At 47.7% G+C, this 12493-nt stretch carries 9 protein-coding genes; 1 reads left to right on the top strand and 8 read right to left on the bottom strand.

The window, feature by feature from the left end; genetic code table 11:
* Positions 1-81 precede the first annotated feature (81 nt).
* The 6 genes from asnS to queE all read right to left on the bottom strand — a co-directional run bounded on the left by asnS (position 82) and on the right by queE (position 8834).
* The gene (gene asnS, locus ACXAD4_RS06325) at positions 82-1482 is read right to left on the bottom strand and encodes an asparagine--tRNA ligase (protein ID WP_222548936.1); all 1401 of its coding nucleotides are present in this window, start codon (positions 1480-1482) and stop codon (positions 82-84) included.
* A gap of 104 nt (positions 1483-1586) precedes the next feature.
* The gene (locus ACXAD4_RS06330) at positions 1587-3206 is read right to left on the bottom strand and encodes a methyl-accepting chemotaxis protein (RefSeq protein ID WP_475239711.1); all 1620 of its coding nucleotides are present in this window, start codon (positions 3204-3206) and stop codon (positions 1587-1589) included.
* A gap of 224 nt (positions 3207-3430) precedes the next feature.
* Positions 3431-4039, bottom strand: a complete 609-nt coding sequence (locus tag ACXAD4_RS06335; RefSeq protein WP_475239712.1) for a GNAT family N-acetyltransferase — start codon at positions 4037-4039, stop codon at positions 3431-3433.
* A gap of 81 nt (positions 4040-4120) precedes the next feature.
* Positions 4121-4957, bottom strand: a complete 837-nt coding sequence (locus tag ACXAD4_RS06340) for a helix-turn-helix domain-containing protein (protein ID WP_475239715.1) — start codon at positions 4955-4957, stop codon at positions 4121-4123.
* A gap of 156 nt (positions 4958-5113) precedes the next feature.
* Positions 5114-7996, bottom strand: coding sequence for a hydrogenase expression protein HypA (locus ACXAD4_RS06345; RefSeq protein WP_475239717.1), 2883 nt, complete (start codon positions 7994-7996; stop codon positions 5114-5116).
* 169 nt (positions 7997-8165) lie between these two features.
* Positions 8166-8834, bottom strand: coding sequence for a 7-carboxy-7-deazaguanine synthase QueE (gene queE / locus ACXAD4_RS06350; RefSeq protein WP_475239719.1), 669 nt, complete (start codon positions 8832-8834; stop codon positions 8166-8168).
* 263 nt (positions 8835-9097) lie between these two features.
* Here queE and mlc point away from each other — a divergent pair, with 263 nt between their 5' ends.
* Positions 9098-10312: a sugar metabolism global transcriptional regulator Mlc gene (gene mlc / locus ACXAD4_RS06355; RefSeq protein ID WP_475239721.1), complete on the top strand. Its 1215-nt coding sequence runs from the start codon at positions 9098-9100 to the stop codon at positions 10310-10312.
* 77 nt (positions 10313-10389) lie between these two features.
* Here mlc and ACXAD4_RS06360 read toward each other — a convergent pair whose 3' ends face one another.
* Together ACXAD4_RS06360 and bioA are read right to left on the bottom strand one after the other, a co-directional pair.
* Positions 10390-10956, bottom strand: a complete 567-nt coding sequence (locus tag ACXAD4_RS06360) for an LON peptidase substrate-binding domain-containing protein (RefSeq protein ID WP_475239724.1) — start codon at positions 10954-10956, stop codon at positions 10390-10392.
* A 118-nt stretch (positions 10957-11074) separates the two neighbouring features.
* Positions 11075-12355: an adenosylmethionine--8-amino-7-oxononanoate transaminase gene (gene bioA / locus ACXAD4_RS06365; RefSeq protein ID WP_475239727.1), complete on the bottom strand. Its 1281-nt coding sequence runs from the start codon at positions 12353-12355 to the stop codon at positions 11075-11077.
* Positions 12356-12493 lie beyond the last annotated feature (138 nt).

Raw genomic sequence — 12493 nt, forward strand, 5'->3', positions numbered from 1 at the left:
TAAAAACAAGCAGGACGAGCATGGGCTCGTCCTGTTGAATAGATTTACCTATTTTTAAATAGGTTAGCTTCTAATGGGTAATTAGAAGTTTGCAGAGCGTGGTGCACGTGGGAATGGGATCACATCACGGATGTTCGCCATACCTGTTACGTAAGTCACTAGACGCTCGAAGCCCAGACCGAAGCCAGAGTGCGGTACTGTGCCGTAGCGGCGCAGGTCGCGGTACCAGCTCATATGCTCAGGGTCGATGTTCATCTCAACCATACGCTTGTCTAGAAGCTCTAGGCGCTCTTCACGCTGAGAACCACCGATGATTTCACCGATACCCGGTGCAAGTACGTCCATTGCTGCAACTGTCTTGCCATCGTCGTTCATACGCATGTAGAACGCTTTGATGTCTTTCGGGTAGTTCTTAACAACAACCGGTGCTTTGAAGTGCTCTTCAGCCAGGTAGCGCTCGTGCTCAGAAGACATATCGATGCCCCACTCAACGTCGAACTCGAAGTCACGGCCAGAGTCTTTCAGGATCTGGATTGCATCGGTGTAGTCAACCTGAGCGAAGTCAGAGTTAACAAACTGCTCTAGACGCGTGATTGCATCTTTGTTGATACGCTGAGCAAAGAACTCAAGGTCATCACGGCGCTCTTCCAGTACCGCTTTGAACACGTACTTCAGCATGTCTTCAGCAAGCTTAGCCACATCGTCAAGCTCAGCGAATGCGACTTCAGGCTCAACCATCCAGAATTCCGCTAGGTGGCGGCTGGTGTTTGAGTTTTCAGCACGGAAAGTAGGACCGAAGGTGTAAACTTTGCTTAGTGCACAAGCATACGCTTCAGCGTTCAACTGACCAGATACTGTAAGGAACGTTTCTTTACCGAAGAAGTCTTTGTCGAAATCCACTTCGCCAGCGTCTGTCATTGGTGTGTTAACCAAATCAAGTGTTGAAACGCGGAACATTTCACCGGCACCTTCTGCATCAGAGGCAGTGATCAGTGGCGCAGACATCCAGAAGAAGCCTTGTTCGTGGTAGAAACGGTGGATTGCTTGAGAAAGGCAGTTACGAACTCGTGCTACGGCACCAATTACGTTGGTGCGAGGGCGAAGGTGTGCCACTTCACGAAGGTACTCGATAGAGTGACGAGTTTTCGCCATTGGGTACGTTTCAGCGTCTTCAACCCAACCCACTACTTTTACTTCAGTAGCGGCAAGTTCGAAATCCTGACCTTTAGCAGGTGATTCAACAATCTTACCAGTAACCTCAACAGAGCAACCAGTTGTCAGCTTAAGCACTTCTTCCTGGTAATTATTCAACTCATTAGGGACCACGGCCTGAATCGGGTCGAAACAAGAGCCGTCATAAATGGCAAGGAAAGAGATTCCAGCTTTGGAATCACGACGTGAACGGATCCAGCCGCGAACAGTGACTTCACTGTCAACCGCTAGCTTACCGCTAAGTACGTCTGTTACAGGCGCGTAAGTCATGTGTAAATTATTCTCCGTTAAGGCACTTTATTTGTGTATTACCGGGGTAGATTACCCCAAATACACAGTCCAAGGAGACCATATTACCTTTCTTACGTTTAGCATCAACCCTTGTTATTGCCTGAAAGGGTAAATTGATGCAGTAATCGCTCTAATTGTTCTGCTAAGTGTTCAAGATTTACACTAATTTCTTTCGACGCTTGGGCGTGGGTAGCGGTATCGTCTGCATGTTGGGTAATGGTGCCGACTTTTGAGCGGATACCATCAGCCAATGAGGCTTGGCTGGCACTTTGCTGTTGGATATCGATGGCATGGGTATTAACGACCTGGATCTGATCGCCCATTGCCGATAGCGCTGCAGAGAGTTCTTGGATGGTACTGACCTTTGAGTAGGCTGTCTGGCATGTTGTCTCGATAGCATCGGCAGAGGCCTCGCAGTCATTGTGCAAGGTTTCGATAATCGTTTGGATATCACCGGTGGCTTGATGGGTACGGGTGGCAAGGCTACGCACTTCATCGGCAACAACGGCAAAGCCACGGCCTTGCTCGCCGGCTCTGGCTGCTTCTATCGCCGCATTTAATGCCAGCAGGTTAGTTTGCTCGGCGATGTTGCGAATGACATCGAGAATGGTGCCAACCTGAAGGCTCTGCTGGTTGAGGTGATCGATTTTCAGTTTTACATGTTCGATGTCTTTGACCAGCAATTGGATACTTTCTCCGGCTTCAGCGGCGAGCTGAGTCCCTGCTATTGCAGACTCTGATGCATGCTGACTTAACGTCGCAGATTCGGTAGTGCGCTGCTCGATGTCATGTTGTTGTTGCTGCATGGTGTCTATAGCGCTGAACGTGTCACCGGTTTCGACCCGTTGGCTATCTGCAGCCTGGGTGGTGTGGGTTGAGACCGAAATTAAGTGATTGGCCTGCTCGGTCAGTGACTCAGACGTTTGTTGGACTTGTACCAGACTGCCGGAAAAGTTATCCAGCATCTGGTCGTAGCTATTACACAGCTCACCAATTTCATCTTGGCGGGTTTCATTTAGTCGTTGGCTGAGGTCTTTATTTTTGCTGGTGGTGCGCATGTAGTTTGACAGGCGCTTGAGCGGGCTGACAATGATCCGGCGGATCATGAAAAGGGTGAAGAAAAAACCGGTCGCTGCGATAGCAGCCATGATAGAGCCAGCCGACAGTAACTGCTGGTTGACCCGCTGATAGAGCGGGACCAAATCATATTCAAGCCGGACGACACCCAGCACATCGTTTTCTGGCACGATATGGCATTGTAGGCAGTTGGTGCCACGGTAATCGGCACTGGCTTTCATGGGCAAGGCGACCAATAACTTTTGGCCTGTTTCGGTCGTAATAGTTTCGGCAATGGTTTCGCCTGCTAGTGCCCTTTGGTCAAAGCTGTCGACGGGGGCTTGGTTGTCTAACCCCGGGCCGAAGAACTGGGTAATGCCGGGCCCGCGGATCACCCTGACATTCTCAATACCACTGTGGGAGAGCACCTTTTCACGCAGGGTTTCTTTCTGCGACATAGTACCCGTGAGCATCATCATATTGAGGCTATCAAAGTAGTTACCGGCTTTATCGAGGGTTTGCTCGCTGATCACCGACTCCAGTAACTTCTTTTGCTGTCCCGCTTCATAGATGAGGCTGCTAACCAATACGATAGTGAAGACAGAAAAGAGGGTAAGTAGCAGTTTGTTGGCAATTGTAAGGCGCATCTTCCATGATCTCTTATTTTTATTGTGGACATTGTAATGTGTTTGAAATGTTAAGAGATGGCTGAATGGAGTGGGTGTGATGGCGAGCAAATATTCTAGATGAAAAGGTTAGCTGAATGTGATCTGCGTAAAGTGTAGTGCTTTGTATTTACATGCTATTTCATTGTTGTTTTTTCATGTGTTTTGCAAGAAGGCCAAGTGATGCTTGGCCTATTAGTGTTAATTTATTGTTGAGAAGAATATTCTGCAGCTGTCATACCGTAGTAGACCTTGTCATCGAAGCCTTGCTCGAGCTTGTAATAGTCCTTCTGCCGTCCCTCAAGCTGATAGCCACATTTCTCCAATGTCTTGTAAGAGCCAATGTTAGCGCCATAGCAATCGGCACTGATTTTATGGGCGCCTAGTTGTTGGAAACCTAAATCTGTCATCAATCGACAAGCTTGAGTGGCGATACCTTGCCCCCAGGCGTGGGCAGGAAGTTGATAACCCACCTCATAATTCCCTTCACAGAACATCACCTGAGTAACGGCTGCCATCCCCATATATCGACCTGTTTGGTCACGGATAACAAAAGTCGGACTGTCAGGCCATACACCGTTTGTTATTGCTTCTTGGGTGTTTTCAATAATTGGACCGAAAAAACCTTGGTACAGGCTCTCGTCGGCTGGGGCAAAGAACAGGTATTGGTTGACTTTGTCGTCGCCTAACATGGTGATGATGTCATTGAGATCAGGCGGCTGAATAAGGCGAATCGTCAAAGTGTCGTGGAAGGCGATCGTGTCGCCTTGTTTCAATGCTGAATATGACGTTGGGTTTGTCGTTGAAATTGTCATAGTTACCTCGTTATCTGGTCGCTATATTAACGAAGCATATTCAATTGCGATTGGACTTTTGCGACAAAATAAACAGAAGGTTTATTCAAAGTCCCCATAGATATCAATTGTGAGATCTCGGTTCTGCAGGTAACTGGAAGGGGTACGCTTTAGCTGTTGCTTGAGTTGCCTGATCAAGTGAGATTGGTCGCTGAAACCAAACTGTTGGGAAAATGCTGACCAATCAATCTCATTATCTTGTTGGTAGAGAGCAAGGATCATCAGTTCCAGCTTGATCAATAATTGGTACTTTTTGACACTCAGCCCAGTGACTTGGCGGAAGCTGCGTTCCAGTGTGCGTCTCGAGCAGGCACATAACTCGGCCAGTTGGTTAATATCTAAGTGATGGTCAGTCGCTTCAAGCTGATTTTCCTCCATAACCGCAATGGTTTTCTGCACGATGGTGAAGGGTTTATCTATTTGTCTCGACAAGCATAGATTTTCAATTTGCTGTTGGATGCGCTCAACTAGGCTTTGTTTGGAATCGCTCTGCCAGAGTTGCTGCTGAAAATGGTTGTCGAAGAGCGGGCTTAGCCAGTCAAACCAGCCACACTGATTGACTAATGCTTCATTGGATTTGTTGAGCAAGTAAAGCCCTTCAGGGCGAAAAGTAATGCCTATTCGCTTGAGTGGGGCGCTATCGATCAAGGTCAGTAGCCTGTCGCTGGCTGTAAGTAAGTGGCTTCCTTTGCCTGACAAATGTCCGTCACCACTTTGATAGCAGTAACCTTGCTCTGGCGGGGTAAATAATAGATGTGCTCTGGGGTTGGGAATAAGCTGTGGCAGTTTTTCGATGGTGTCATTGTCTTCCACTTCAAGATACCAGATCTGGTGAATGAGCCATTCATAACCTTTTAGTTGGTGTTTCCATGTGATCATTCTTTACCTGCTCAGCTCGAGTATGCTTGTTTACGTTGTTATTTTAATGCACTGAGCACGGATCGGATATTGGCTTTTCATCTTACCTACTTATAACAACGCAAAACGCCCGGGGCAGTGAAGTGACCCCGGGCGTTGGATGGAAGTGGTGAAGAGTTATGGTGCTGGATCTTCAGGTACCTCAAGGTAGGCACAGGTTTGGCCATCGTTGAGGATAGTCCCGGCTGGTGGGCCTGCTGGTTCTTCTTCTGCTGGTGGCTCTTCGCCTTCAGCGGGAGGAGTCTCACCCTCTGGTGGAGTTTCTTCCTCGGCAGGTGGCGGTGGATCTACCGGCATGACATTCGGCACTTGGCTGGCATCAATCAGGGTGACGATATCACTCCAGATCTCACCTTCATCACTGGCGTAGTTCAAGGTTTCATCGGTCTGCCAGCGGCTCTGGTGATTAAATGCTTTGATAGCCAGCTTCAAACCGTCGGTATCGGTGATTTGGATCCGCTCATTCATCGAACCGTCGACCGCTTCGTAATATAGGGTGCCGTCATCTTCTATTTTCCATAGAATGTCGAAGTTGAAGCCACAGCCACTTCCGTCGACATAAGTACCCTTGAAAAAATCACCTTGGAAGTCATCACTCAATTTAAGGTAACGTGCAGTATCTGGGTTACTGTGATTGCCACTGTCACCCCCGGTGTCACTAGCAAAAGTCAGCGCTTTATCATCGCTGTTATTACCTGTCTGACCAATGAGTAGTGCTTCGGTAAACACTGGATTGCGGCCAAACCAAATCTCTTTACACTGCTGGATTTGGGTGTTGTAGTTGGCCAAGGTTTCTTTGACAACGGGCGTTGCCGTGGTTTGATCCCAGCCTGAATCACCTTCTAGGCAAGCTGCCAACGAGCCTGCCACGTATTCTTTGGCCATGGTGCTGGATATTTGGGCTTGTTGTCCTTGTTGGCTGAAAACTTTAATTGCCAGTAAGCTTCGTTGATACTCGTAACCGTTAAGTGACCAGTAATCGAACTCATCTTCGATGTTGGTATCGCCAATGAGTTTCAAATAGCCCTCTTCAGTCAATGACCAAGCACGAGAACCGACTTCTTCCAAGGTATTGCGATAATGCTCCCAGCTGTTATCACCGCGTAGAATATGGGCGGTAATTTCCCCTTGTTCACTGATCTGCACTAAGGTCTTGTCGACAAGATCATTCACTGATTGAGTGGTAAAGCGTTCATCGCCGCCACATTCAGTGACTGCATTGAGGAATAATCCTTCATTGGCAAAATTGGTGTCGCCGAAATTACACTCACCAAATGGTGGCAGGTTATCACGGCTTGCCGCTGCAAAAATTTGCGCTTTGGCATCGTTATCAAACCCGGAGAAGTTGAATTCTGCTAACTCGAGCAAAACCTCTCCGATATTTACAAAGCCTCTATCTTCGATAAGAAATAGGTTGCGACCATTGTATGGGTAATCGTCGGCAATTTGTTTGATGATATCTGGCACATCGAACCTCATTACAGGTCGACCTGATACTGTTGCCGGTGCCCAAACCCCGGTATCTTGGATCGTCCATTCATTGGCGGCAATCCGGCTCCAGTAGCGGACGGTAAAGAAATCGTCACTGATGAACTCGGCTACGATATTATCGCTCAGTTTGAAACCGTTGACCTGATCGATAGTAATACCAATATCGAACAACGGTGTTTTGATATCGTCGAGAGAGGTAAAGCCTGCATCTGGGGTTAGGATTGGATATGCACGGCAAGTATCTTTGTCGTTGGTGTTGTCACACAATAGATAGGTTTCACTTTCTGGACGCCAGGTGAAGTAAAAACCGGAAGAGCCATCGGCGAATGTGGTGTCATCCGGAATATAACGGGTCAGATAATGATTCTCCCTGCTCGACAGAAAGTCGTGCATTTTCTTCCCCGATAGCGGATATACCCTGGCTTCTAAGGTGACGCCTCTTTCATCCGACGTATTCAATGCCGCATCGGTAAGCAAGGCACTGCGGTCGGTGGAAAACTGTACCTTTAGGTACTCAAACAGTCCGACCCAGCCTTGATTAGTCAGGACTTGAGAACGGATGTCCTCAGAGCCAAAGGTGGTTGAGTTACTTAGATAGGTGAATACCTCGCTAAGAGAGATATCTTCACTGCCGTTTTTGTCCCAGTTGTATTCAGTAATGGTGGTTTCATTGCCGTCATAGGATGTTGAATCAGCAAAAATACCTTTGCCCTCGTTGCTTTCCGTTGCACTGATCTCCCAGTAACCATCATTCAGGATTGCCAGAATGTTGGCAATGACCGCAGATTGCTCGGTAAAGTAGCGTTCAAGCCTTCCTTCCGTCATGGTCTGTACGATAGTTAGGCTCATAAGATCTTCGAGTGTCAGGCCCTGAACACCAATTTTAGGAAAGAGTGTATCGCGGATATCAATAGCGATTTTATTGATATCTTCAAGCGCTAATGCAACAGCACCTTGTGCGCCTGACTCAAATACATCAGTAAATACTCCCCAGCTTGCGTCAGCTGCCACTCGTTGAGCAAGCGCGTAGTAGGTAAGAGATGATTCGAGAGAAATTGCCAAGCGTTCAGCTGCCAACGGGGTCATGTATAAGCCGGTTGGCAGATTCTCACCGACAGTAAATTCAGGTACACCGTCTAAGTCAACTAACAACACGGCGTTTATTCTAGGTCGGGTGCCAGCATCGAGAACATATTTGCCATCGCCTTGAGACTCTAGGCGGGTGATGTTAATAGAGTCAAAAATTTTCCCTTGGCCATCTAACCAAACTGCAGCAAAGTTCTGTTCAGTCAGATCTTTTACCGCATTGGCATAGGCGGGTTGTATCAGAGAGAAGCTGGATTGATTGGCAAGGATTATACCGTCGGGTGCATCAACAGAAACCGTGAAGGTGGTGGAAACGGGTACTGGTGTGCCTGCAACAGGTGCGGCGGTATCACTGCTGTCTCCACAGGCAGCAAGCAGCAGGCTGCTGATAAACAGCAGGGTATATCCCATATAACTGCGCATAATAAATTCCCCAATAGGTCAAAAATCTTTATTGGTATTTGTTTTCTGCTCAGTATAGATAGGACAAAAAGGTGCAAAGTTAAGAAAGGAGATGTGTCTCGTATATAGAGCGGCTGTCCTGAAAGTAAGACAGCCGCACAGAGAAGGTATCTGTATAGATATCAAACTATTACGCGATAGCGAGATATTTGTGGGTCTGGATAGATAAGCGCCAGTTGCGTTTGATGCAGGTATCAATGCAGAGCTCTGTTGCCCGTGGCTTTTGGCTAATCGGTTGTAGGGCAATATTGACGTTAGTTTTAAGGTTCTTGCCGTCAATTAATTCATCCAACTGGTCGATATCTTTCTGGGTACCGACTGGGTGCTTGATTTCATCGGCACGCTCAAGCGCAGTTGCGAGCACTGGAAGCTTGGCTTTCATGTTGATTTTCGGCGAAACCGTTACCCAGGTGTTTTCCGTCGCCAGGATTTCTGACGTACCGCTGGTTTCAATTTGGCATTGGAAACCGGCTTGCTCCAAAGCGGAGGTTAGCGGCAACAAATCGTAGATACATGGCTCACCCCCAGTGATTACAACGTGCTTGGCGGTGTATCCCTGTTGTTTGAGTAAACTAACGATGCCTTCGGCGTCTATCTCGGTCCAGAGCGGAGAGTCGCCGTTTTTAGCCATAACGTCTTCGATAGAGCCATGATCTTGAGGTTCGGCACTCCAAGTTTGTTTGGTATCACACCAAGCACAGCCGACAGGGCAGATCTGTAGCCGGACAAAAATGGCTGGAACACCAGTGAAAACACCTTCACCTTGGATTGTTTCAAAGACTTCGTTAATTTTGTACACCGTTAACCTCATGGCGGGGGATTTTGCGACCGGCGATTATCGCAAAATTGCGAGGAGCTGTCTTTATGAAGGTTAATTTTTGTAGTTAAAAAAAAGGCAATAGTTTTGCGGTAGAATGAGAGCTGGCACAAATATCGCCTTGTTTTTCATGAATCCCCGTGACCATTGTCACGGACTTAACATAATCGGCTTCACAATTAGTTCGCAAAGTAAAAAAATTCAATTTGTATTAAATGATGACAGATTTTATCGGGAGTTTAGGCATGTATGTCGCCCAGCCTGGTCACATCGACCACATCAAAAGAAATAATGCCGGCAGCGTGTACAAGCTTATCGACTTGTTTGGCCCAATCTCCCGCATTGAGCTTTCCAAACGTAGCCAATTAGCACCCGCGAGTATTACGAAGATTACCCGTGAGCTGATTGATGCCCACTTGATCAAAGAAACGGCAATTCAAGAATCTTCCAGTCGTGGACGTCCAGCGGTGGGCTTGGTACCAGCCAATGAAGGCTGGCAGTTCATGTCTATCCGCTTGGGGCGGGGTTACCTGACAATCGCTTTGCATGAATTGGGTGGTGATATCCTGGTAGAAGAGCGTCAGGATGTCGACGTGCTTCATCAAGATGCCGTCTTGAAAAAGCTTATCTCAGAAATTCACACTTTTTTTGCCAACCATGTGAGTGAGCTTGACCGAATTACTGCCATTGCTGTGTCGCTACCGGGGGTAGTGAATGCAGATGCTGGCACGATTATTCAGATGCCACATTACGAGGTGCACAACCTAGAACTTGGGCCGGCTATCCACGAGGCGACTGGACTGCCTGTATTTGTCGGTAATGATACGCGCTCATGGGCACTTGCCGAGAAACTGTTCGGTAATTCTCGTGATGTCGCTAATTCTATTCTGGTGTCGATCCACCACGGTGTCGGTGCCGGTATCGTGCTCGATAATGTGGTGCTTCAAGGCCGAATTGGCAATGTGGGTGAGCTTGGCCATATCCAAATCAAACCTTACGGTAAGCGTTGTTTTTGCGGTAACCATGGCTGCCTCGAAACGGTAGCTAGCGTAAAGGCGGTTATCGAACAAGTGGAGCAGCGGCTGCGTGAGGGGCACCCTTCGTCTTTGCACGGTAAAAGTCTGACGATAGAGCGTATCTGCGACGCGGCTATCGCAGGTGATACTTTGGCTCGTCAGGTCATTATCGAATTGGGGCATCATTTGGGGCAGGCCATCGCCATTATGGTGAACTTGTTTAACCCTGAGAAGATCCTCATCGGTGGGGAATTCAATCGAGCAAAAGATATCCTATATCCGGCGATTATGGATTGTGTACGTAATCAATCATTGCCAGTCTATAACCGTGATTTGGTGATCGAACAGAGTTCGTTTTATACCCAGGCAACCATGCCAGGTGCAGCTTTGGTGAAGCAGGCCATGTATGACGGCCATTTGCTGATGAAGTTGATTGAAGGTTAGTCTTTATTGGTTTTATCAGTCAGCATGTCTTTGTAAAAATTCACATCCACAGACATGTGCTTTGATTTCGTTATAACTTAGCTGTCGCTTTTCAATTGCTCGTCAATGACATTGTGCAGGAATGATAACGCTGCACGGTGGTCATTGCGGCTCATAAACCATTGCTTCTGGTTTGTTTCCAGAGGCAACAGCTCCAGCCATCTCTGGCAGACCCAAGTCATATCATTGTAATCAGGCAGAGGATAATTTTCTGCGTGCTCGGGATACTCTTCAAATAAGGCTTTTAAGCTATTGGAGATGTCCCGATCGACAAACTTGATCTGGCTGGGCGTCCAATTGGACATCGGAGTGACATCGCCAAACCGCAGGCCATCATCTTCTTGCCAATGTTTGTTGATTAAAAACTTTTCAACGCCCCGGATAGTAATACCTAATAGACCATCAGGAAGCTTTTCGAAGTCAGTGATGATCACTCGAGTGCCGAAATGGCAAAGCGAATCTTCGTCTTTCATGCAGAGACCGAAACCATTGCCATCACCCATAGCCAGTTTGACTAATCGGGTGTAGCGAGGTTCGAAAATCCGCAATTTAGTTATCCCACCTGGTAGCAGGTAAATCTGTAACGGAAATAGTGGTAATTGCATAGTTCTAGCCTTACTGACGTTATTCATTATAAATACGATCCAATCATAAGTTGGGATTGCTATAACGTTCAGGAAAAGTATAAGCAGACAATCATTAGAAGTTGTCTGCTTTTCGATACTACTTAAGTGCTAACTTGATGGCGGATGTGAGCTGGCTAAGTTGTTGTTGGTTAATGATAAATGGAGGCATTATGTAGACAAGTGTGCCAAAAGGGCGAATCCAGACACCACTATCTACAAAAGTTTCCTGAATACTGGCCATATCAACGGGCTCATACAGCTCTACGACACCGATGGCACCTAGCCAGCGAACGTCTTTGACCTTGTCCAGTTTTCCAATCTCGGGTAGTGACTCAGCTAGTTGTTTTTCAATTGATTTCACTTGATGTTGCCAGTGACCTTGAGCAAGGATATCCAAGCTGGCATTGGCAACGGCGCAGGCCAAAGGGTTGCCCATAAAGGTAGGGCCATGCATGAAGCACCCCGCTTCACCGCCACATACCGTATTTGCGACATGTGTGCTGGTTAAGGTGGCCGATAGGGTCATGTACCCCCCGGTGAGTGCCTTGCCGACACACATAATATCAGGACTGATACCGGCATGTTCGCAAGCAAATAATTTTCCTGTCCGGCCAAAACCGGTCGCAATTTCATCGGCGATGAGCAAAATTCCGTATTCGTCGCACAACTGACGCACCCGCTGAAGGAAGGTTGGATGGTAAATGCGCATCCCTCCGGCTCCTTGGACGATAGGCTCGATGATCACTGCGGCAACCTCTTTGTGGTGTTGCTCAAGCTGGTGGCGGAAGTCGTCGATATCTGATTCTTGCCACGGCTCGAAGAAACCACATTCTGGCGACTGGGCAAAAATATGTTCGGGCAAGAATCCTTTGTACAGACTGTGCATGGAGTTGTCTGGATCGGTAACAGACATGGCGGCAAACGTATCGCCGTGATAGCCATGCTTAACCGTCAAGAACTTGGGACGTCGTTCACCTTTGGCATGCCAGTACTGCAGAGCCATCTTTAGGGAAACTTCCACTGCAACAGAGCCTGAATCAGCCAGAAACACATGCTGGAGAGGCTCTGGCGTGATATCAACCAGTTTACGACAAAGCTCCACGGCTGGCTGGTGGGTGATCCCGCCGAACATGACATGTGACATCTTGTCGAGCTGTGCCTTGGCGGCCTCTGTCAGTGCCGGGTGGTTATAACCGTGGATGGTTGACCACCATGACGACATTCCATCAATAATTTCCCGTCCATCTTCAAGTTGCAAATACACTCCGTTGGCACTGACTACTGGGTAACATGGCAGTGGGTTAAGCGTTGAAGTGTAAGGGTGCCAGACGTGCTGCTGGTCAAATTCCAAATCGACTTTATTGTGTGTTTTTTGCACAGTTGTAAACCTTGCTCCTTGTTGGTGGTTGACAGTCTACCGTCTGAAAGTAGACTAGCCAAGTAACAAGAAGCAATGAATGCATAATCTCAACGGCACAAATCAGTGCACGTTGAGCACATAATAAGAGGTGATTTC

The organism is Photobacterium sp. AWH4_225 (assembly GCF_056158405.1).